The organism is Planctomycetaceae bacterium (assembly GCA_041398785.1).
Lineage (GTDB): Bacteria > Planctomycetota > Planctomycetia > Planctomycetales > Planctomycetaceae > JAWKUA01.
Genome location: JAWKUA010000018.1, coordinates 60,313 through 83,935, shown reverse-complemented (window position 1 = coordinate 83,935; position 23,623 = coordinate 60,313). Strand labels below are relative to the sequence as shown.

Annotated in this window: 14 protein-coding genes; 6 read left to right on the top strand and 8 right to left on the bottom strand. The window is 59.8% G+C overall.

Annotated features, from left to right (window positions below):
- Window positions 1-22: 22 nt before the first annotated feature.
- Together R3C19_19680 and R3C19_19675 are read right to left on the bottom strand one after the other, a co-directional pair.
- Window positions 23-2,143: a hypothetical protein gene (locus R3C19_19680; protein MEZ6062569.1), complete on the bottom strand. Its 2,121-nt coding sequence runs from the start codon at window positions 2,141-2,143 to the stop codon at window positions 23-25.
- A gap of 385 nt (window positions 2,144-2,528) precedes the next feature.
- Window positions 2,529-5,708: a neutral/alkaline non-lysosomal ceramidase N-terminal domain-containing protein gene (locus R3C19_19675; GenBank protein ID MEZ6062568.1), complete on the bottom strand. Its 3,180-nt coding sequence runs from the start codon at window positions 5,706-5,708 to the stop codon at window positions 2,529-2,531.
- A gap of 376 nt (window positions 5,709-6,084) precedes the next feature.
- Here R3C19_19675 and R3C19_19670 point away from each other — a divergent pair, with 376 nt between their 5' ends.
- Window positions 6,085-7,941: a M20/M25/M40 family metallo-hydrolase gene (locus R3C19_19670; protein ID MEZ6062567.1), complete on the top strand. Its 1,857-nt coding sequence runs from the start codon at window positions 6,085-6,087 to the stop codon at window positions 7,939-7,941.
- Between the two features lie 24 nt (window positions 7,942-7,965).
- A complete protein-coding gene (locus R3C19_19665; GenBank protein MEZ6062566.1) occupies window positions 7,966-9,204 on the top strand; it encodes a lactate racemase domain-containing protein in 1,239 nt (412 codons plus the stop codon).
- Window positions 9,205-9,523: 319 nt separating this feature from the next.
- On the opposite strand, the gene R3C19_19660 is transcribed toward R3C19_19665, so the two are convergent.
- On the bottom strand, window positions 9,524-10,273 hold the full coding sequence (locus R3C19_19660; protein MEZ6062565.1) for a DUF2071 domain-containing protein: 750 nt from the start codon (window positions 10,271-10,273) through the stop codon (window positions 9,524-9,526).
- Window positions 10,274-10,642: 369 nt separating this feature from the next.
- Here R3C19_19660 and R3C19_19655 point away from each other — a divergent pair, with 369 nt between their 5' ends.
- Window positions 10,643-11,869: an acetylxylan esterase gene (locus R3C19_19655; GenBank protein MEZ6062564.1), complete on the top strand. Its 1,227-nt coding sequence runs from the start codon at window positions 10,643-10,645 to the stop codon at window positions 11,867-11,869.
- Here the strand turns inward: R3C19_19655 and R3C19_19650 are convergent.
- Window positions 11,814-13,022 (bottom strand): AGE family epimerase/isomerase, encoded by a 1,209-nt coding sequence (locus R3C19_19650; GenBank protein MEZ6062563.1) that lies wholly within the window; start codon window positions 13,020-13,022, stop codon window positions 11,814-11,816. The genes R3C19_19655 and R3C19_19650 overlap by 56 nt on opposite strands.
- Before the next feature lie 292 nt (window positions 13,023-13,314).
- Here R3C19_19650 and R3C19_19645 point away from each other — a divergent pair, with 292 nt between their 5' ends.
- Entirely contained in the window at window positions 13,315-15,069 is a 1,755-nt protein-coding gene (locus tag R3C19_19645; protein MEZ6062562.1) for an amidohydrolase, read from the top strand.
- Between the two features lie 39 nt (window positions 15,070-15,108).
- Complete coding sequence (locus R3C19_19640) at window positions 15,109-15,915, top strand: copper homeostasis protein CutC (GenBank protein ID MEZ6062561.1); 807 nt, start codon at window positions 15,109-15,111, stop codon at window positions 15,913-15,915.
- 46 nt (window positions 15,916-15,961) lie between these two features.
- Here the strand turns inward: R3C19_19640 and bioA are convergent, their stop codons facing one another.
- The 4 genes from bioA to R3C19_19620 form a co-directional block, all read right to left on the bottom strand.
- Window positions 15,962-17,380, bottom strand: a complete 1,419-nt coding sequence (gene bioA / locus R3C19_19635) for an adenosylmethionine--8-amino-7-oxononanoate transaminase (GenBank protein ID MEZ6062560.1) — start codon at window positions 17,378-17,380, stop codon at window positions 15,962-15,964.
- Between the two features lie 77 nt (window positions 17,381-17,457).
- The gene (locus R3C19_19630) at window positions 17,458-18,492 is read right to left on the bottom strand and encodes a thioredoxin domain-containing protein (protein ID MEZ6062559.1); all 1,035 of its coding nucleotides are present in this window, start codon (window positions 18,490-18,492) and stop codon (window positions 17,458-17,460) included.
- Between the two features lie 157 nt (window positions 18,493-18,649).
- A complete protein-coding gene (locus R3C19_19625) occupies window positions 18,650-19,099 on the bottom strand; it encodes a vitamin K epoxide reductase family protein (protein MEZ6062558.1) in 450 nt (149 codons plus the stop codon).
- A gap of 604 nt (window positions 19,100-19,703) precedes the next feature.
- On the bottom strand, window positions 19,704-21,986 hold the full coding sequence (locus R3C19_19620; GenBank protein ID MEZ6062557.1) for a tetratricopeptide repeat protein: 2,283 nt from the start codon (window positions 21,984-21,986) through the stop codon (window positions 19,704-19,706).
- Between the two features lie 343 nt (window positions 21,987-22,329).
- Here R3C19_19620 and R3C19_19615 point away from each other — a divergent pair, with 343 nt between their 5' ends.
- Window positions 22,330-23,559, top strand: coding sequence for a tetratricopeptide repeat protein (locus tag R3C19_19615; GenBank protein ID MEZ6062556.1), 1,230 nt, complete (start codon window positions 22,330-22,332; stop codon window positions 23,557-23,559).
- Window positions 23,560-23,623: the final 64 nt, after the last annotated feature.

Sequence of the window (23,623 nt, the reverse complement as noted above, 5' to 3'; positions counted from 1 at the left end):
CCGCAAAAGTTCCGGTGGCACTTCAGCGCCGTCGGCGCTGAGCGGGACTTCCAGCAACTGCACGCCGTGGCGCCGCACTTCGGCGTCGACATCTGAAAGTGATCGCACGGCAAGATTGAAGGCAGCGGCTTTCTGACCCGGAGTCTGTGCAATTTGCGTAAAGGCATGCAGCGCCTGAACTCGAACCGCAACGAAACGTGAGACATTGCCAGGTCACTGAGTCCATCCAGCGCAGCAATGTCACCGCGGTGCAGCAGAATTCGGTGAGCGGTGTCTCGCCACCAGCCGTTCGAACTGCCCATGCGAGCGACCAGATCCGCGGTTGGAATTTCGTTCCACGGTTGAGCAGCGAACCAGCTTCGTGCGTCCGGTCGCCGCGTCGTGGCGAGACTCGACTGCGATCCGAGGCCGAGCCTAAATCCGATCCGAGCCGGATGGGACGATCTTCGCCGGCTCGCAGGTTCAGTTTTCGCTGATATTCGGCCGGAATCCGGGTCGGATGTTCGATCACGAATCGGTACATGTCCGACACGTAGATGGCTCCGTCGGGGCCGGTGCGCACCATCGTCGGGCGGAACCAGTTGTCGCTGCTGGCGAGAAATTCCGACCCGCGTTCATCGTCGGCTCGATGAGCCCTGAACGTGGCGCCATCGCGTTCCAGCACCTGCCGAGACACCAGATTGTGGACGGGTTCGCACGTGAAGGAGTTTCCGTAGAACTGATCTCCCAGCAGCCTGTCGCGATAGATCATCGTGCTGCAGGCCGACGTGAACCGATTGGCGGCATAGAAGTCGTTGAAGCGAGCCAACGTGCGGCTGGCCGGATAGACCGGAGCGGCTCCGGGGACTTCGGAAATCTGAGCGTGAGTGGTCGACACTGTGGCGTGGATTCCGCCGCAGGTAGCGATCGTCGAGTACATAATGCCAGATCGGGTTGGAATTGTTGTTGCCGAACCAGTTGCCGAAGTCGTCTCGTTCGCGACCGTACTGAGTCTGGCCGCTGACGGTGTCGATCTCACCAGTGTCCGGCTGCACGCGAATGTCACGGCCGCGTACAGAAACGGACGAGGATTCAGGATTCTGGATCGAAGATCGAGCAGACGCTGCGTCCGCCTCATGGGTTTCTCTCGATCCTGAATCCTTGATCCTCGCTCCTGTGCTTCGGATCTCGCCGCCGCTGTCGCCGTTGCCGAGATACAGCCAGCCGTCGAGCCCCAGCGCAGGCCGTTGACTCGGTGCTGCTGGTTTCCTTCGCCGAAGCCGGTGTACAGCGTTTCGCGAAGGTCCGCGCGTCCGTCACCATCGGTATCTTCGGCGTAGAAAACATCCGGAGCAGCCGTGATGATGACTCCGTTCCGCCAGTGGCAGATCCCGGTGGGGAACGGCAAGTTGTCGAGAAACGTGGTGGCTTCGTCGTACCGCCCGTCGCCATCCGTGTCGGTCAAAACGCGAATCCTCCCGCCGCCGTCTTCGGCACCGTTCGGATAGTCGCCCATTTCGACGACCCACAGTCGGCCGTTGACGTCCCAGTCGTAGGCCACCGGGTCATGAATCAGCGGTTCCGATGCGACGAGTTCCACCTTCAGCCCCGGCCCGGTGGTCATCGTTGCCAGAGCGTCTTCCGGAGACTTCGGTGCCGGAAAGTCCGTCTGCAATTCTTCCGAATAGAAGTCGTGAGGCAGCAGCTTTTGAACGGTGTCGCAGATCAGGTCTTCGGCATCCGGCGACAGCCGTGTCGGTCGAGCGTAGTACAGCATGGACGAATCGGCTTCGTAGCCGCCTTCGCGCAGGATGCGTTTCGATGCGATGTAGCACGGAACGTCGTTGCTGTACGCGTTGATCCACAACCGATCGCCGTCGAACATGTCGTTCATGCGAATGGCATAGTCGACGACGACTTCTCCGCCGAGGAAGACCATCGCCAGATCATCGCCGAAGCACCACGTTTGAACGGGATAGTCCGGGATGGTTGTAGGGATCTCTTCACCGGCATCCAGCATCGCCAGAAAGCGTCGGGCGTGAGCACCGGGGACGCCGTCCTGCTTCGCTCGTGCTTCCCATTCTTCACGCGAAGGCAGCGGCCCGAGCGGCAGGTCGATGCGCGAGGTTGCAGGTGATGTCGGGAGAGATGGGCGTGAGTCCACTCGTTCCAGTGCTCTGCGCGAACGGCTGCCTTGCAGGCTTTGCCTTCTGTTGGCTGGCTGCGTTTCGTGCCGCACCGGAGGCAGAGTTTCGACGTTCCGAGGCAGAGCCTCGGAACGAGACGTCAGTGCCGAAGGCACGGCATGTTGTAGCCCCGGGCGTGAGCCCGGGGTTGAGCTGACGAAATATGCGGTAAGCCCTGAAGGGGCGGCATTCGCGCGCTCAAACCGAGTGTCACTCGTTCCAGGGCTCTGCGCTGGAACGGGCTGGCTCGCAGGCTTTGCCTGCTGTTGGCTGGCTGCAGATTGCGCGGTTCGACCTGGCGAGCGGCGCGATGTGAGTCCGCGATCGTTATGTCGCCCCTCCGGGGCTTCGGCGTTTTTTTCGTCACGTTTCCCTTCGCCCGGGCTGACGCCCGGGACTGAATATGATCGTCATGTCGTCCCTCCGGGACTGCTGAGACGGCGTTTGACTCGGCGGATGCAACTCGCCCTCCCGAACTGCACGTCGCGCGGTTGCCAGCAATGACCGGTTCACCTCATCCGCCACTTCGCGGCCGTGCTGCTTCGCTTGCTCGTGAGTTCCGCGTGGCGAGGGGTTCGCGTCGGCTCCGGTGCCGATGGCGATCAGAGCGACGGCTCCCGGATGGTCGGCTTCGATCATGTCGGCGGCGAATCCCGGCCAGTCGCCACTGATCTGGTTGAAGTCGCCCGTTTCGGTTGTCGCATGGCAGGCATAGTTGGCCAGCACCGCGATCAGCTTCCCGTCTGCATCGTGAGCGGCCAGTACCGGCAGCCGACGATCGACCGGGCCTTGGTCGGTCTCGCCGAATCCGACCCACTGGCCGTTCGTGAGTGCTCGGCGATTCTTCGCGAAACCCGCTTTGCCTTTGCCGACAGACAGCGTTGCGGGACGACGAGCGTCAATGGCTTTGCCGACAACGTCGACCAGCTTATCGATGAGGTCTCGTTCGTATTGTTCCAGATGCGGCGCGTGGTCGGCCGGAATGTCGGCGAAGATCAGCGGCGCGAAGTCTCGCAGCCACGGCCCGGAATGCGTGTGAGTCGAACTGACGGCGAACCGTTCGCGGGCGATGCCGTATTGTTCCGCGAGTTTCGCGAACACGACTTCAGTGACTTCGTCGGGCACGCCGCAGTTGTCGACGGTGAGGAGAACGGTGAGGGGCTCTCCCCTCGTTCCAGGGCTCTGCCCTGGAACGCGCTGCCTTGCAGGCTCCGCCTGTTGTTCGCGTTCCGCATCTGACGCCGCTGAACCAGAGGCAGAGCCTCCTGGCAGTGCGTTCCGAGGCGGAGCCTCGGAACGAGGGGCGTTGCCGCCGATCACGAGGGCTCGGGCGTGGATGGGGGTTGCGATGCCTTCGGATTCCTTCGTGCGGTTTCCGTAACCGGTCAGCCGCACGGGGTAATCGGGCGTGATGTCGATGACGGCGGCTCCGACGGGCGTAGGCCGGATCGAGCGAACCGGTTCGTCGCCGGAGCGGCGGTCGCCGTCGATCGGTATCGAACCATTGTCAGATTGCTGACGCTGTTCGCCCGTTCGCGATGCTCCGGCATTCGGGGCGACCTTGTTCCGGCCTGCTTGCTCGGTTCCGCCTGCGTCCGCCGCGGCCAACAGTTCATCAAACGAAACGCGATAAATCAGATCCGGCAGATGAGCCGTGTCTTCGTTCTGCCAGCACAGGTGACGATCGTGGACGAAGAAGCCGTTGTCTTCCTGGTAGGGCCACTCGTTGCCAGCTAGATCCATCACTGTCCCATCACGAAAGAAAGATGGCCACCGCGACGCGTCTGGCAGAAGCACTTTCTTTGTCCAGCCAAGGTCTTTCGACGTCATTAGCCAGACGTGTGATTCCATCTCGTCAGAAAGACACAGGTCCATCAAGCCGTCTTGATTGACGTCCACAAACCGGATTGCCTGCAAGAGATGCCTGTTTGGATCTATAGGAAACTGCGCGTTGGTTGGAAGCCATGTTTGATCAGCCACTTCGTACTTCCAGACCTCGCTAACCGACTTTCCCGGTATGTCGGCCATCAGGTTCTCTTCGAAGTGGTTGTGGAACAGCAAGAGTTCGCAGAAACCATCGCCGTCAAAGTCAAGAAATCGGGTACCGCCGAGATACCGGGGAATCTTCAAGTCTCGAATCCCGCCAGACGGTCCGACGGGATTCGGCTTCCAGGTGCCAGTGAACTCCCATCCGGTCGGTTGTCGCTGCGCTTGCCAGTCGGCTCGCAATGGATTGGGGTCAAAGACTATCGTGATACCGTTCGCTGGATGCGAAAAGAACCTGACATGCCGGTCACTGAGCCCGTGGTTGTGTGATTCCAAGAAACAAACCGGAAACGGTGTGCTCTGCCAGGCACCATCGGTCCAGATTCTCGTTGCACGTGGATCGTCCTTTCCACGTTCCTCAGTTTCGTACATTGAACGGATGCCGCCGTAAACAATGTCGATGAATCCGTCTCCGTCAACATCCAAAATCCGTCGCTCACTGGACAGCCGGTCCCAATCGGTAAGATTGTCGCTCAGCCTCTCCGCCGCTTCGCGAAACGTCAGGAACTTCACTTTCTTTCCATGCTTCTTGACGGCGTGGTCGATTAGTTCCACGACCTGTTCGGCGGTGATCCAGCCGTGAGGGTGGAAGACCAGATTGAAGACTCCCTGCTTGTGGACCGTGATGTCCAGGGCGGCCTTCCAGTCTTCGACCGTCTGAGGATTGTTGACTCCGTGAAGGTGTTGAGCTGACCAGTCGCTGGGAGCCACGCAGGGGAACTGCCAGCACGTGTTGTTGATCACATACGGATATGGATAGTTGGTGATGTAGTTCACAAAGTTGTTGTGAACGATCTCGCCGCGTTTCAGGTTTTTGACTTTATACTTCCAGAAGCGTTCGTTGCCGTCTTCGTCCAGGACCAGATCGCGGGGGATGGATTCGTCGTCGGAGGTGAAGAAGTTCATCACGGACGAATCGATCTGCAGGTAATTTCCTTCCGGTGTCGTGCCGCTGAAGATTTCGGAATAGAACCTTGGGCTGACCGTGTTCAGGGAATCGCAGCACGGAGTTCGAAACGCGACCGGTTTGTTGCCGGGAATCTGGCTCAGCAGATCGATGCAGCGGTCGTAGGTGGACTGAGCTTTTTCCAGCGACCCCTGCAGCAGCGGGCAGGGATGGTCGATGGTGTGGACTTCGATGCTGAGTCCTTCTTCCAGCCAGCTTTGCAGTTGAGGATCATCGGGTTTGACTTCGCAGGTCATGATGCTGACGGGAGCCCGGCCGTCGATCTGTTTCAGGCGGTTCAGAATCGGCCGCAGGTACTGTTCGTATTTGGCGGTGTCCCGCATGTCGTCGATAGCCAGCACGACAACCGCTTCGACTCCGTCTTCGCCGACCCACTGCGGCGTGATGAGCTTCGGAAAGTCCTTGTCCGGGTACCACGGATTGCATTCGTCCAGGTACGCCAGGCGGTTGCCGTCGCCGGCAGCGACGATTGAGCATGCGGCGAAACACGCGAACAGTGACAGCAGGCGGGACATGTGCAGGCGGGACATGTGAGGAATCTCCCTGAACCAGAGACAACGTGCGCAGAACTCGCTCAGAACTCTGAGTATACGGCGCTGGAGATCGCAGTTGCCAGGGACCGGCGACCTTCGGCGGCCGGTCGAATGCAACGCCGGCGCGGGTTCAACTGCGGTTGCATGACCGCTGGCCTGTTGAGAAGATCCGGCAGGTTTCAATTTATACTGGCCGCGGCGGACGCCGATACTTTTCGCTCTTCTTACTCCCGCGAGCCCAAATGTCTCATTCTGCCCCGCTCGCGGTATAGCGGAATTGCAGCGGGCTTTTCGCGGGCGTTGTTCATGGGTGAACTGTCACGTCACAAGCATCGTTAGCAAAGGTGACCGGATGCACAATCTCAACAGACGGATGCTCAACCGACAGATGGCCGCGGCGTTTGCAGGAATCATGCTGCTGTGCCCGGTCGCGGGCGTCTCCGCGGACAGTGAAGCGTTTGAGGCGGCGGTGGCCCGCGTCGGCGGCGACATCAGGTACTTCGCTTCTGACGAACTGGAGGGCCGCGGAATTGAAACGCACGGCATCGAACTTGCCGCCGAACGGATTACATCCGAATTCGCCAGGCTCGGTGTCAAACCGGGGATGCCCGATGGTTCGTATCTGCAGCCCTTCGACGTTCGGATCGGCGATGTCGTCGTCGCTCCGGAAACTCACGTCCGGTTGACTCATGCCGGCAATCAGTCCATCGTCCTGAACCGGCCGAATGATTATCAGCCGATGCGACGCGGAACCAACGGGATGGCAGCGGCGGAGCTGGTGTTTATCGGCTACGGCATCACGGCGCCGGAAGAAAACTACGACGACTATGCCGGTATCGACGTCAGCGGAAAGATTCTGGTGATGATTCGCCGCGAACCACAGCATTCGCGCGCCGACGGCACGTTTCGCGGAACGGAAACGACTCAGCATTCGTACATCGATACCAAACTTCAGTTGGCCACGAATCACGGAGCCGCGGCGGTCATCTTCGTCAACGATCTGTCCACGGCCGCGTCGCCGGATCGCGATGAACTGACGCCTCCGGCGGGATTTGGAGGTGCCGAAGCCGGGATTCCCTTCATTCATGTCCGGCAGCTCGTGGTTGATCGGCTGCTGCAGATTCAACCGCTGAAGACAGGCGACGGTCAGCAGCTTTCCCGATTCGCCGACGTCGCCAGGCACATCGACAGCACGATGACGCCGATATCGCAGTCGATGGATGGCTGGTCCGCGGACATTCAGACGGAATTCAAAGTTGACAGCGTGACTACCAACAACCTGATCGGCGTCGTTGAAGGGGAAGGGCCGCTGTCCGATGAAACGATCGTGATCGGTGCGCACTACGACCACCTGGGATTCGGCGGCTTCGGATCGCGGGCGGCGCATCGCACGGGTGAAGTTCACAACGGCGCCGATGACAACGCCACCGGCACCGCCGCGGTTCTGGAACTGGCACGAAGAATCACCGCCGGTCCGAAACCAAAGCGTCGCATGATGTTCATCTGCTTTTCCGGTGAAGAACGAGGTCTGCTGGGAAGCCGGCATTATGTTCAGCATCCGGCCGTTCCGCTGGAAGAAACGGTGGCCATGCTGAATTTCGACATGATCGGCAATCTTCGGAACAACCAGATTGAAGTGAACGGCGTCGGCAGTTCGCCGCAGTTCCGGGCGATCGTGCAATCGGCCGATCAGGCGTCTCCGCTGAATGTCCGCAGCGTCGACAGCGCGTTCGCGGGCAGCGACCATCTGCCGTTCTTTCAAAAAGGCGTGCCGGTACTGTTCTGCTTCACGGGGCTGACGGACCTGTACCACACGCCCGACGACGACTTCAACACCATCAATGTCGACGGTGTCGTCAGGGTCATTGACTACAGCGAGCACCTCCTCCGGGGGATCGACGCACTGCCGGTAGCGCCGACGTTTCTGGATGGCAAGGGACGTCCGCGGCGGCGCACCCGCAACATTCCTGTGCTGGGCATCCGCCCCGATTTTTCGGGAGATCTGGACGGCCAGGGTGTGCTGGTGGAATTTGTCAGCAAAGACACGGGAGCGGAGCAAGCGGGCGTTCAGGTCGGCGATCTGATCGTCGGCCTGAATGACACGGAGATCGATTCGTTTCCGGCACTGACTGACTTCCTGAAGACCAGTCGCGCGGGTGACACGATCCAGGTGCGAGTCCGCCGCGGCCAGGAAACACTGACGATACCCGTCGTTCTGGGCGCACCGTAACCTGGATTCGTTTGCGGAATCTCCATGACTGCCGACCTGCCGACTCTGCGCCCGGATGATGTTCGCAACTGGCTGCACACCAATCTTCCCGTTGACGATTTCCGCGACCGGAAAGTGCTGCTGATCGTCCCCGACAGTACTCGCACAGCTCCCCTGAACGTGCTGTTTCCGGAGATCCGCAGGATTCTTGGTTCCGTCGCGAAGAAGCTGGACCTGCTGGTGGCGCTGGGAACTCATCCGCCGATGCCAGTGCCGAAACTTCGTACGATGCTGGGGATTGCCGACGATGATCCCTGCGACGACGTCGGACTGTTCAATCATGCCTGGAACGACCCGGAAGCGCTGACCACGATCGGCACGCTGACGGAAGCCGAAACTCGCGAAATTTCCGGCGGAGTGCTCTCGCAGGAAGTCCCGGTTCAGATCAACAGGCGAGTTCCTGACTACGACGTCGCGCTGGTTGCGGGACCCGTGTTCCCGCACGAAGTTGTGGGATTCAGCGGAGGCAACAAGTATTTCTTTCCAGGGATTTCCGGGCCGGAACTGCTGAACTTTTTTCACTGGCTGGGAGCACTGATCACCAATGTGGGCATCATTGGAATTCAGGACACTCCCGTTCGACGCATCGTCGACCGTGCGGCTCGAATGATTCCCGTCGAACGCCGCTGCCTGGCCTTTGTTGTCGCCGCAGACGCTTCGCCCTACGGCATGTTCTACGGAACGCCGGAAGATGCGTGGCGACAGGCGTCCGAACTGTCCGGGCAGGTCCACATCAAACGTTTCCGCAAACCGTTTCGACAAGTGTTGTCGTGTGCTCCGGAGATGTACGACGAACTCTGGGTGGCTGGAAAATGCATGTACAAGCTGGAACCGGTTGTCGCCGATGGCGGTGAACTGATCATCTACGCTCCGCACATGAAGGAAATTTCGGTGACGCATGCAGCGGCCATCGAAGCCGTTGGCTACCACGTTCGCGACTACTTCACAAAGCAATGGGACCGGTTCAAAAACCATCCCTGGGGAGCGCTCGCTCATTCGACTCACGTTCGCGGTTCGGGCACGTTCGAAGACGGAGTCGAGAAACCGCGAGTAACGGTGACCGTCGCTTCACAGATTCCGCGCGAAGTCTGTGAACGCATCAATCTTGCCTGGCGTGATCCGGCGACGATCGACGTCGAGTCATTCGCGAACCGCGAAGACGAAGGAATTCTGCTGGTTCGAAAAGCGGGCGAGCATCTTCACCGACTGTATGACGACGCGTGAACCCGTCGCCTTGTGTAACACTGTCTGATGCGGAACATCACCGGATATGTCAGGCGTAAGGCCTGCGGCCGATGAGAACATACCCTCCCGTTGAAACGGGAGGGTCGAGCATGATCGGCGTTCAGCCGATCATGCGAGGGAGGGTCGGCCGCGCGACGTGAGTTCCCTGTGCTCATCCCTCCCCGCGATCGAACGCCTGAACGGCATTCGATCGGCGACCCTCCCGTTTCAACGGGAGGATGAAACAATGGCCGCTCTGCACTGCTAAGTTCTTATCGTCCGATCGCCTATGCGCGAAGTTGCTCGACTTCGAAGGGGCTTACGTCGGCAGTGGTTCCAGTCGAGAAACCACAACGTCGACACCCGGCGCGAACACAGCATGGTCCGGAGATCGCTTGTGAAGGCCTTCGATTCCGGCAGCCTTCGTCAAAGTCTGCTCGCACGTCAGAAGTCGCACCGCACGAAACTCGTACGGAACATGATACACCTGCCCGCAACAGATTCGGCCGTCTCTTCGGACGGTGAACAATGTGTATCGCTCCAGCAGGAACTGCTCGCAGGTTCCTTCTTCAGCGACGGACAGCGGTGACGACAACTGTGGCTCGCACACGACCTCGTAACCGATCGGCGGTTCTGTTTTCCGTTGCCCCGCGTAGGTGATGCTGTCATCGCTTCGACGCAGCGTCATCGCCGAATGAATATAGTTCAGATGCCAGAACAACCGTGCGACACGCACCGCCACGCGACTGTTGGCGTCCAGGCTGAAGAACCACACACCGCACTTGCCGCTGGTATGGCGAACGTAGGTACGCACGTTCGTTTCCAGAAACGCGGAAATCCCCGGTACCGCCGGTGACCACCACGGTCGGATTCCTTCCATCGCAAACGGAACAAACCCCAGCCATGCGGTGCCATCGTATTCTTCGACACGAAGACCGTTCGGAATCAGCGGCTGCAGTTGTGACGCGGGAATCCGCCAATGGACGAACAGCAGGTCTCGCCAGCGCTGGTAGCCGGCAATGCGGTCCGGCAGTGAAGCTGCCGGACTGGTGGTCGTTGCAGTGTTCATACCTGTCCGACTTCTGCCGTCTGGTTTGAATGGAACATTCGTGGATCGGCGGAACGTTTGCCGCGTCGATGAGGGCTTTGCACGAGATTCCTCGCACAGATACGATTTGCGCACTGCCCGATGGATCGATACTCCCGGCGCCCATTTTCAGAAGACCGGGTTGCAGCGTCCGGTGAAAGGACAGTTCTGAACGGCCGAGACGCCGCTGGCGGAAAAACAGTCATCCGTCTCAGTCCGGTCAATTGGAGCCGCACGCAACCGCCATCTCAATGTCCGCAAGTCCGCCGCCACCTTAACGCCTTCCAAATGGGAACCGCCATGACAGCCCGAAGTTTACTCACCCCGCTTTTGATTCCGGTACTGTTGCCCATGACTGCTTTCGCGCAACCTGATGGCTTTAACTATGACGAAAGCAAGGTGCCGAAATATGAACTGCCGGACTTGCTGACGACAGTGTCCGGCGACCGAGTCACAGACGGCGAGACCTGGAATCGCATTCGGCGTCCGGAGATTCTGAACCTGTTCGAAGAAAACGTGTTCGGCAAACTGCCCCCGAATGTTCCGCAGCTTCGAACCCGGATCCGGTCTCGCGTCGACAACGCCCTCAACGGAAAGGCCATTCGCCGGGAGATCACCGTGTTCTTTTCAGACGATGACAGCGGCCCGGCCATGGATCTGCTGGTCTATACGCCGGCTGCTTCATCGGGGCCGGTCCCGGCATTCCTGGGCTGCAATTTTCACGGCAACCACACCGTCGACCCCGATCCCGCCATTCACATCACGGAATCGTGGGTCCGCAATGACAAAGAACGCGGCATTGCCGATAACCGCGCCACGGACAAGTCTCGCGGAAGCAGCAGCAGTCGCTGGGCCGTGTCGCGGATCATCGAACGCGGCTACGGACTGGTCACCGTTTATTACGGAGACATCGATCCTGATTACGACGACGGGTTTCACAACGGCATTCACGCGCTGTTTCCCGGCAGTGAAAATCGTGACGGCAACACCGGCGGTTCCATCAGCGCGTGGGCCTGGGGACTCAGCCGCGCGCTGGACGTGCTGGAATCCGACCCGCTGATCGACGGCTCAAGAGTTGCCGTCTTCGGCCATTCACGGCTGGGAAAAACCTCGCTGTGGGCGGGGGCCACCGATCCCCGATTCGCGATGGTCATTTCGAACGACAGCGGCTGCGGCGGTGCGGCACTTGCTCGACGCCGCTTCGGGGAAACGGTGGAACGCATCAACACGTCGTTTCCGCACTGGTTCTGCCTCAACCACCGCAAGTACAACGGCAATGAAGACGCGATGCCCGTCGATCATCACATGCTGATCGCGCTGATCGCGCCGCGACCCGTGTACGTGGCCAGCGCCGAAGAAGACACGTGGGCCGATCCGAAGGGCGAAATGCTGTCGCTGTACCACGCCGGTCCGGTGTATGAACTGTTCGGGAAACACGGACTGCCGTCCGACACGATGCCGAAGGTCAATGAACCCGTCCGGACGGATGTCGCCTATCACATTCGCACCGGAAAACACGACGTCACGGATTTCGACTGGGAACAGTACATGAACTTTGCGGATGCCCATCTGAAGTAAGCCACTGCCACGACCACAGCAGCATTCGCGGGATGTGAAACGGACCTTTCCACAGATTGCCCTTCAGAGTGCTGCTCAGCGTTCCATCGCGGTGGAGGTATCCGAAAAACTCACCGTGTTCGCGGTCCGCGAAGTGCTCAAAGAACCAATCGTGAGCCTTCGCGTGCCAGCCGGCATACTTCGCGTCGCCTGTCAGTTCAAACGCCAGCAGCGCGGCGAGCATCAGCTCACACTGCGGCCACCAGAACTTCATGTCGTGCCAGTATTCCTGTACCGGATGACCATCGACATCCACGAAGTACAGCAGACCGCCGTGTTCCCGGTCCCAGCCGCGTTCCCACATCCAGTCGAGCATTTCGCAGCCGGTCTTCTGAAGAACGGTGTCATTTCGATACCGGCCATCCAGCATCAGGAACCATGCGGCTTCAATCGCGTGCCCGGGATTCAGAGTTCTGCCGTCGAAATGGTCGATGATCTTTCCGTCGAGCCCGACGGTTTCCATCACGCAGCGAATATCAGGCTTCCGGTGGTCGCGACAGATAATCTCCACACTGCGGTCGATCCACGCGTTCGCACACTCGAGTGAAATGGAATCTCGCAGATCCTGCGCCGTCGCGATCGTGATCATCGGCATGCCGAGACTCCTGGCCGGGCGTTCGTCCGTGAACTTCGGCGGCGGGACGTGACTGACAAACGCGTGAAAGCACCGCTGAGCCAGTTCCGCGTATCGTCGATCGCCGGTGGCTTGAGCGAGTTCGCCGAACCCAATCGCGGCGAAACTTTCCGAAAAGGCGTACCTGCGTTTTCGCAGCGGCCGGCCTTCGCGAGTCACCTGAAACCACATCCGGCCGTCGGACTGATCGAAGCCGAAGCGTTCGATGAAATCCGCTGTCCGCAGCGCCGTCCGCAGCCACTCGTCGCGAGCTTCCACCGTGTTGCAGAGTTCTGCCAACAGCCACAGCCATCGTCCCTGCTGCCACATTCCCTTGTCGGTATCGATGACCGTACCGTCGCGATCAAGTCCGGTGATGATGCCGCCGTATTCGTCGTCGACGCCATGCCGCAGCCAAAACGGCACCACATCGTTCAACAGGCTGTCGCGGTATTTGTCGGCGACGGACTTCCGCCCCGCCGCGGTTAACAGATACACCATGTGGTCGGAATTCCTGCCCGAAGACTTGCATGCTCAGGTCACGTCGACCGCACGATAGCGAATCAGCCGGTTTGCGATACTCGCCAACCCGAACTCACTGCGTCGCGCAAGTTGTGAAGGGAAGCCGACAGGCGTGTGAAGTTGCCTGCGACGGCATTTCACATTATCCGGGGCACCTCCGGACGTGTCTGCGGCCATGCAACGAGTTATCCTGCAGCCAGTTCAGTGTCCTGCGCAACAGGCCATTCGTTCATCCGACAGATCGAGACGAACTCAAAACGAAGGCGTGACGATGCACCGACGCAGACAGCTTTTAGCCGCGTGTGTTTTGACCGCGACGTTGACGAGCCCGGTTGTTGTCGCTCAGCCTCCGGAGCTTATCTTTCTCAACGGCCACATTGTGACCGTTGACGAACCGTTTTCGATCGCTCAGGCGTTTGCCGTTCGCGGCGAACAGATCACTGCCGTCGGCAGCGACGATGACGTCCTTTTATTGAAGGCTGATTCGACGCGGGTGATTGATCTGCGGGGAAGTACGGTGCTTCCGGGGCTGATTGATTCGCACACGCATCCGACCGGTGCATCGATGTACGAGTTCGATCATCCCGTGCCCGAAATGGACACGATTAGCGACGTTCTGAACTACATCCGCCGGCGCGCGGAGCTGCTGGACGACGGCGACTGGATTGTCGTGCAGCAGGTGTTCATCACACGGCTGCGAGACCAGCGGTTTCCGACTCGCAAAGAGCTGGATCTGGTCGCACCGCGGAATCCTGTGCTGTTTCGCACCGGTCCGGACGCAGCGGTCAATTCTCTGGCTCTGGAAATCAGCGGCATCGGTGACGATTTCGAAATCACCGACGGCGAACCCGGTTACCTGGAACGCGATCCGAAAACCGGGCAACTGACCGGAATTCTTCGCAGTTGCACGCGTCTGATTAAGACCGGGGCAACCGGCAAGTCGCCGACCGACGACGACCGGACTCTGCGGCTGAAGCAGCTTCTGACCGCGTACAACGCCGTCGGGATCACCAGCATCAGTGACCGCAATGCCGGCGATGCGGCAATTGCCATTTATCAGCGACTGCTTAACAGCGGCGAACTCAGCTGCCGCGTTTTTCTGTACTACGCCGTGAACGCTCAGCAGCCGATCGAAGAGATTCAGAAGCAGATTGCACAGGCCGCATCTCACCCGCTGCACGACAGAAACGAACGGCTGTGGCTTCGCGGCGTCAAAATCTTTCTGGATGGCGGCATGCTGACCGGCAGCGCGTACATGCGTCGCCCGTGGGGAGTCAGCGACATCTATTCGATCACCGACCCGGACTACCGGGGCCTGCTGTACGTCGAACCGGAAAAGCTGCGTCAGATCGCTCACGCGGCGCTGTCTCATGAACTGCAGATGACCGCGCATTCGGTCGGCGATGGTGCCGTTGACGCGTTGATTGATGCCTACGATCACGTCAATCAGACGCTGCCCGTTGCTGAACTGCGGCCCTGCATCACTCACTGCAACTTCATGAGCGCTGAAGCCATCGATCGCATGGCCGCACTGGGAATCGTGGCGGATCTGCAGCCGGCATGGCTGTATCTGGACGGAGCCACGCTCACGAAGCAATTTGGTCTGGAACGAATGCAGTACTTTCAGCCGTACCGATCGCTGTTCGATGCCGGAGTCAGCGTCGGCGGAGGTTCGGACCATATGCAGAAGATCGGATCGCTGCGTTCCGTAAATCCTTACGACCCGTGGCTGGGACTCTGGACGGTCCTCACGCGACTGCCTCGCCGGATGGACAATCCTCTGCACTCGGAACAGGTCATTTCACGGCAGGAAGCCCTGCGGCTGTACACAGTCAACAACGCGTTTCTGACGTTCGAGGAAGACCGCAAGGGATCGCTGGAACCAGGCAAACTTGCGGACTTCATCATTGTCGATCGCGATGTCCTGACGTGCAGCGTCGACGAGTTGCGAGACACAAAGGTGCTGGAAACGTGGCTTGGCGGCCGCCGCGTTTACGGTGCCGAGGAATCCGATCCACAGCCGTAGCGTGAAATCGCTGCAAGGGAATGTGAGAGCAGACCTGTGATGAAGACACCGGATTCTTCGGCGGCCGGTTCCCGTGACCTTCGTGACGGGATCACTATCGAACTTTGTGCCGGCGGGATCGACGACGTCCGAGTCGCCGCGGAATGCCAGATTCCCCGGATCGAACTGAACTGCGGGCTGCCAGTGGGCGGACTGACTCCATCGTTGGGCCTGATGTCGGAAGCACGACGCATTTTCCACGGCACGATCATCTGCATGCTGCGGCCGCGTGAAGGCGGGTTCTGCTATTCCGATCGTGAATTCCGCCAGATGCTTGTCGATGCCCGATCGCTGCTGGACATGGGATGTGACGGCATTGCCGTCGGAATCCTGTGTGCCGACGGAACACTCGACGCAACTCGCTGCGCCGCCATTCGCAATGGCTTCCCGGACACGACGCTCGTGTTTCATCGCGCCTTCGATGTTGTGCGCGATCCCGTCGACACGCTTGAGCGGCTGGTCACGATCGGCTTTTATCGCATCCTGACCAGCGGCAGAGCACTCACGGCGCTGGCAGGTTCTGCGGAGATTCGGCGATATCGTGAGCAGGCTGCGGAACGCATCGAAATCCTGCCAGGAGGCGGGATCCGTGCCGAAAACGTCCGCGAAGTCGTCTCCTCAACGGGCTGTCGACAGGTACACACGTCGGCTCGCTATCTGTGCCGGGATTCATCCACCGCGTTGAATCCGCATTTGGCGTTTGGACCGCATGGTACGCCGTCCGGCAGCCATTCCGCGGTGTGTCGCGACGAGTTGACGCGGCTACAGGCACAGGTTGCGGCGTTTCCCGAAGCAGCAACATCGTAACACCGTGACTTGTCGCCGAGGCTGGTGGTTCGTGACGAGTTCGGCGTCACCTGGTTCGTCCGGCGTTCGCGGTCACTTCCTGAATCGCCTCGATGGCGGCATCGCAAAGTCGATGAATCAGGTGTCCCGGCATTGCGGGAGCCGGCATCAGCACGATCACATCGCCGAGCGGCCGAATGATGACTCCGCGTTTTCGTGCCGCCAGCGTGACCTGATGACCGATGCGAAGGTCCGCGCTAAACGGAAGGCTGGTTGATCTGTCGGATACAAGTTCGATACCAACCATGATTCCCTTCTGCCGAACTTCCAGAACGTGCTTGTGGTCCGTTAGTTCCTGGAGCCGCGACTTCATGATTTCCGCGGAAACGTCGGCGTTCCGCAACACGTCGTTTCGGTCAAACAGCTCCAGCGACGCCAGCGCCGCGGCGCAACCAAGCGGATTTCCTGTGTAGGTGTGGCCGTGGAAGAAAGTCCTGCCTTCGGCCGGCCGCCCCAGAAACGCGCTGTAGATTTCTTCCGTTGCCAGTGTCGCAGCCAGCGGAAGGTATCCACCGGTGATGCCCTTCGCGAGACACATCAGATCCGGCTGAACGGCTTCCTGGTCGCAGGCAAACATCGTTCCCGTGCGACCAAACCCGACTGCAACTTCGTCCGCAATCAGGGGCACCCGGTATTGTGTGCACAGGCGCCGGATGTGGGCCAGGTAACCCGGCGGATGCACCAGAATTCCGGCAGCTCCCTGTACCAGCGGTTCCATGACGAATCCGGCCGCCCGCTGATGGTGCTTGTGAAGCACCTGCTCCGCTTCGTCATGACAATGCTGAAGCCATGAGCTGCGCGTGTGTCCGGCCGGCACTCGCGTCGCTACCGGAGACGGCACCGCAATCGTCGGAAACAGCAGATGCCGGTAGCACCGATGAAACAGGTCAATTCCGCCGACACTGACTGTTCCCAGCGTATCGCCGTGGTAGGCATTGCCGACGCAAAGAAAAGTATCACGGTCTTCCGGACCGCCGGGTTTCTGCCGATGAAACTGATACGCCAGCTTGAGTGCGACTTCGACGCTGGTGGCTCCGCTGTCAGAAAAGAACACTCGTGTCAGCGATTCCGGCGTGCGGTTCACCAGTTCCTTTGCCAGCCGGATGGATGATTCACTGGAAAGCCCCAGCAGAGTCGTATGAGCAACACGGTCCAGTTGTCGGCGAAGCGCATTGTCGATTGCCGGCACGCGATGCCCGTGAACGTTGCACCACAGCGAGGAGATGCCGTCCAGATACCTGCGACCGTCAGCGTCGATCAGCTCGAAACCGTCTGCGTCGGTGATCAACGGCGCCGACTCTTCGACATACGCTGACATGGGCGTGAACGGATGCCAGACGCAGGCGTCATCCCATGCTCGCAGGGTCTCAACAGACAGGGCCGGTGCGGATGCGGATGCGGATGCGGGCGACGAAGACTCGTTCATGGGACTGCCGTGCGGTTGCTGAAGTCGTGCGGTGAACGCCTTTCAGCATAGCGAATCCGGCGTTCGCAGCATCTGCGTCATCGCTGCACGAGCTGTGATTCGATGCGGCGGCACAGGTCTGACGTGGAGTTCATTTCGCCGGTCACAGTCTCTCCGGGAAACATCAGCTTCGGAATCACTCCCGCACCGACTCGACGATACAGCTCCACATGCTTGGCGATGTACTGGTCCGCGTACGGTTTCGAAAGTTCTTCCTTCAGCGCATCGGCGCCGACGAGTTCTTCGGCATGCCGCCGCGCCGTCGCGGGCTGAGTGTTGGCGGTCGACTGAAACAGCCAGTCATGGAACTCCCGGTACTTGCCGGGATTTGTTCGCCAGACGGCGACCGCCAGTTTCGCAAGTTCGCAGGCACTCGCATGTTCAGAACCGCCTGATGCCGCGCTGTTGCAGGCACGGTTCAGAGGCACCGGCAGTGCGATCACCGCCAGATCGTCCCCATAGCGTTCGAATGCGCCCTGAACGGCGACATGTGTGTTGCGGCAGTGAGGGCACGTGTAGTCGAACATTTCGACAAAGATGTATTTCGCGTCTGACTTCCCGAGCAACGGCCAGTGCCTGGAGTTCAGGCGAATCTGATTGCCCGCGACGCTGACGATTCGTTCGTTCGGCGCCGCGGCGCCGGAGTTTTCTGTTCTTCTTCTGCTGAACCCTTTTCTGCAGAATCCGGTTCCTGAAACAGCAACTGCGACGGCGCGTGAAGGTTGTCGGCACCAGTAGCAGCAAAGTTGCCGCCATCGACGCCTCAGATTCGCGTGGCTGCGAATCCGTTTCTTCGCCAACTGCGGAATCGCCAGTTCCGCGGACTTCCACCGCTTCGCGCGACTGCTGCTGAGGAACCGTCGGGGCGTCAGTTTCGTTTGCGCGTCTGCAGGAATCACAGGTGGTTCAAAATTCACCGCCGGTGGTTCGAACAGACCACCGGGCGGTGCGAAAACATCATCCTGCGGTTCTTCCGAATTACCTGCCGCTGCGGTGGAAAGTCCGGAAACGTCGACGCTGCCCGGCGTGTCATAAACCTCAACGGCATATGTCGGCGGAATCGGAGCCATCATCTGTGCTGTGATCAGAACCGCGGTGGCGGCGACGCCGATTCCTGCCAGTTTGCGGTCGAGCGCATTCCCGCGGGTCGCTGGTACAGCACGATTGCCGCCAGGGTCAGGCCACAGCCGTGAGCAACCAGACAGTAGATACAGAGCCGCTCGATCGCGATCACCTGAAGTCCGATAAGCAAAGTGCGGCCAGTCCCGCCGACAGGCCACCCAGCGTCACTACCGACCAGCCGACGTGCTTCAGTTGCACAAGAGCCTTCGTGTTCATGAACGCCAGAATTCCAAGCAGACTTGCGTAAAGCGCGACGGCAGGAACGCTGACAGGAATCGAAAACAACCTGGCCCAGCGGCTGTGCAGAACATGACCGCAATCGAAGACGGCACCGCCACCACAGCCGTAGACGTGCCCCGCCACCATCGATGTCCACGCCAGATAGCCGCTTACCGCGAGTGCCACCAGACACAGCGAACGCACCACCCAGGTTGTGGCCACGCCCGGAAAACGCCGGTCGAATGATCTGCCGCGGACGGTAGCCGAAACTGCATCGCGAGCGATCGACGGCTGCAGAGTCGTGTATTCGCCCTGCAGCTTCTGTTCTGTTGCAAGCATCTCATTTATCTCCCGAAATCGCTCAGGATTCCGAATGTGGCCCGGCATCAAGATCATTCGGATTTTGGACGAATCCCGCCCCGGTCAGGTTTCCTTCCCGCAACAATAGACCGGATCTCTGTCAAACACGGCAATCGAAATGCCAGCCGACGCAGAAAGGCAAAAAGTTTGCCGTCGACCGCACTCATCTGTTGCGCATCCAGAAGAGTCAACGATACCAGGAATCTCACCGAATCACATCGGGAAATTCCGCAGTGGTCCGTCAACCGCTCGGGGACACATGAAAAACGTCCGGATTCGGCTACGCCAATTCGGCGCTCCCAAACGCCCGCAGCCGACGGTCTGTCGGAACTGCTTCGGCAGCGAGCTGCGGATTTCCAGTTCCCTGTTGGCAGCAGGGAAGCATTCGCCCGGGATTCACGCGACTTCCGATCGCTGATTCTGCCGACGTGTCAGCCACGGAATTCTCGATCGTCTGCAGGAAATCGATACGCACGTTTTTTGCGAAATTGAACAGCCTGCGGAATTCTCACGCGCGCGTGGGCGTTTTCTCAGAAGTGCCACTGCGGTCACTTGTTCTTGATGCCAGATTTCGAGCGTGGGACTAAGGCGTCGCAGAGCCGGATTCCTTGTCCGACGGGGACCGGCTGGCGGAAGGTCCGCGGTTTCCTGCCTTCAGCTTCGATTTCCAGCCGGCCAGTTCACGATGAATCCCGGCAAGCGCTCCCGGCGCGCTGTCCCGAGCCACCGCGCGAGCCTGTTCCCCTGCAGCGACCGCGGCGTCAAAATCTTCCGCTCGCGCACATACTTCGCCCAGCAGCATTAGCATCGTCATATCGCGGGATTCCGTGAGCCGCACGGCACGCCGGGCAAACAAGATCGCTTCATCGATTTCGCCATGTTCGGCAAGAGCCATCGACATAGACTGACAAGTCGCGGCGTTGCCCGGATCGATTTCAAACGAACTGCGGAAGCGGTGAACGGCCTCCGGGATTTTTCCCAGCGACATCAGAGCAAGTCCCGCCTGGTAATCCAGTTTGGGGTTGTACGGTTCGATCTTCTGAGCGTTCTCGTAGTGCAGCAGGGCCTGTTCTGCCTGACCATCAAGATAGGCAAGCCAGCCGAGCATTGCCTGACCATAAGGGTCGTTGGGGTCTGCCGTTTCGACGGCTTCCAGTTGTTCGATCGCCAGGTCTTTTCGCCCCGTGACCGCGTACATGGTCCCCAGTTTTCCGATTGCCGGCCCGTGTTGAGGCTGAGCCTTCACAAGCCGCTGCAGGGTGGCAATTGCGTCGTCGTACTGTTGTTCGCTGATCTGGTGATTTGCCAGATCCCAGTCCGCGTAGATCTTCGATTGAATGTCCAGCAGTTCGTTCAGGCGTTCCCGGATCTCGCGGCTGTCTTCGACCCGCAGTGCTTCTCTGACCGATGCAATCGCGGCAAAGTGGCGTTTCTGCTGCTGAAATTCGCCGGCTGTGTTCAGCCAGTGCTGTACGAGCGAATCCTTCAGTCTGGAAGCTTCGGTTACGCTGTCCGGATCCGTTTGCTGACGCAGCCATTCCCACAGAACTTCGTCGCGTGCGGTTTCATCCACACGAATCTGATGTTCGTGGCGTCTCAGGACAGCGACAAACAGATCGTCTTCCGTCTGGAAATTGACGTTGATCTTGATGCGAGCGGGCATGTGGCAGTTGACACAGTCGTTTCTCACGGGCTCCGGCAGCAGATCGTGTTCGCCGCAGTCGCTCGCGGAGTGACAGGTCAGGCACGAAACAACGCCCGAATTCGTCGCGTCGCGGGGGCGGTGTGAATCGTGACAGGTGCTGCAGGTCATGCCGTCGGCACCCTGAAAGCAGCGGCTTTCCCGCAGGTACTGAATCTGATTGGCGACGTGATCTTCATCCGGCCGACGCGAAACCAGCGTCTTGTATGTCTGGTCCAGTGGTTCGCCCGGCCGATAACTGAGCGCCGGACCAAGGTGCTTCATCGTGTTGCCGTGGCATTGCGTGCAGATTTCGATCTGACGTTCCCGGCTGAGTTCAGCCGGATTCGTGATCGCGTGCGCTGTGGTGTCGTCCGGATGTTCTCGGTGGAACTGCACATGCTGCTGCGCGGGACCGTGACACCGTTCGCAGGTGATGCCGATAATGAAATCGTCGCGGCGATATTGATTCAGCGACCCGGGAACGTATTCGAACCACGTGTTGTGGCATTCCAGACATCTCAGCGTCAGCGGACGCGAATAGTCGCCCGACCCAAACGGATCAAAATACTCGGCCGCCCACTGCTTGTGAGTGTACAGCCAGGCGACAGGCAGCTCGTACATGCGGTCGTCGTCATGCCACGCAAAGTAGATCTCATCCGCCGTTCCCGCTCCGTACACCAGGTCAATCCGCGTCTTTGTCCTCTGCTCGCCGGATTCCGTCTGGCGAATGGCCGTCTGAAAGTACTGGTCGCCGGAGCGAATCATGTCAAACTCCAGTCCTTTCACCTGCGTCTTGAAACGACCCTTACCTTCCGCGAAACCGGCCGGCATCCTGTCCGGGTCTGGTTCGCGACACGTCTGGAAGTGAGCTGTCTGCCGGAATTCGGCGACACGATCGGCATGGCACTCCACGCATTCATCCGGACCGACGTACCCCGGATTGATCGCTCGAATGCCTTCCTCCAGAGGATCGGGCTGTGAAAAGTCCAGCACCGGATGCGGTTTTGGATCGGCCGTCACGACCGGCGCCTGTTCGGGAGGCTGTCGTCGCCACAGCAGGAGGCCGCAAACCAGCGCTACGACCGCCCCGAAACCTGACAGGATCAACACTCGCCTGCGCAAGCCCGGACTGCCGTCGCGTGATGCCGAACCTCCGGCGGAGGATGATTCTTTGGAAGACATAAAGGCCGGGGCGAATAGAATGTGGAAAGGCCGGAGACGATGCCCGCCATTCTAGCAGGCCGCCCGACTCAGGCGACCGGCGCTGCGTGATAACGAAGTCGGTTGATGATGGATGTCCGAACGCTTGCTGCTTTCGGCATCTCCGGATGCGGGCTGCTTTCGGCACCTCGGGATGCTCTGCGGCCGACTGGCTCACACACGTCGTCGCACAGAAACGCCGGAAGCTCCGGTCGTGAGGCATTGTCGCCGCAGCGTCGTCGCTGTACTGCCGTGACAGTAACGATTCACTTACGATACGCAGGTTTGGTTTCGACGTTGCGCGCTAACTGCGAGAATCCGGTTTATGGTGAAGGTGTTCCGGCTTCGGCCTCTTATCCTGCTGGCATTGCTGATCGCGATCGTCGCCGTCGTCGGATGGCGATTCACCGATCGTGCGCCGGAGATCTCCGCGCCGGATCGATTCCAGCGAGCAGTGCGGGCGCTGCTGGACGGTGATCTTTCGCAGGCCGAAGCAGACCTGGCCGAACTGCCGCAGGACAGAGCTTTTCTTCCCCATACCCGCCTGCTGACCGGTGGGATTCTGCTGCGTTCCGGAAATCCTTCCGCGGCGCTTCCGTGGCTGTCGGCCGTGGAACCCGCTGACGAATTGCGACAGCCGTCGCTGCTGCTGCTGGGTGAGTGCTATTACCGGCTGCAGCGCCACGCGGAAGCGGAAATGTGTTTCCTGTACGTCGTGGAAGATGAGCCGGATCAGGTCGACGCCCGGCGCTGGCTGGGGTCAATTTACTACGATCTGGGGACTGTCAATGCCGCGATGCTTCAGATCCAGCGCGTCGTGGAACTGGATCCGGACGACTACCGTCCGCATCGGCTGCTGGGCGTCATTTCCTATGATCTGGAAAAGTATGACGATGCCGCCGCGGAGTTTCAGGCAGCACTGGATCGAAACCCGTCGGCAGAGCACCGTGAACAGCTTTACCTGGAACTCGCGAGGGCTCGCGTCAAGCTGCGGCAGTACGACCAGGCACTTGAGTCGCTCAGCAAAGCGCCCGGCCTGGCGGGCGACGCAGCCGCGCTTGCCGTCCGGGCCGAATGTGCGTTTTCGCTGGGAGAATCCGACCAGGCCGGCGAACTGCTGAAACAGGTTCTGCAGGAAGAACCCGACAACCGCGACGCGTTGCTGTTGTCAGCCGACATCGCTCAGCAGTCTCAACGCTGGCCGGAAGCAATTGCCGCACTGCAGAAAATCCTGGATTCCAGTCCCCAGGATCACGAAGCCCGATACCTGCTTGGAATCATCTATGGCCAGGCGGGACAGAAGGAGCTTTCACAGCAACAGTTGCAGTTAAGTGAAGAATCTTTGTTGCTGCGAACGGAGGCAACGGAACTCTATCGGCAGGCCGATCAGCATCCCACGGAACCCCGATATCGTGAGGAACTGGCTGCCATCTGCGAGAAGATGGGTGAACCGGAACTCGCCGAAATGTGGCGCCGCGCCGCGGAAGCCCTGCGCGTCCGCAGGACCATGCGCGGCACCGGAAATTCGGTCTCCGCACCGGTCACACCGGAATAACTGCGGTTGCCGGTGCCGAGCGTGACGGTGGGACACTGCGAGCACGCGCCAGCCGCCGAGTCCT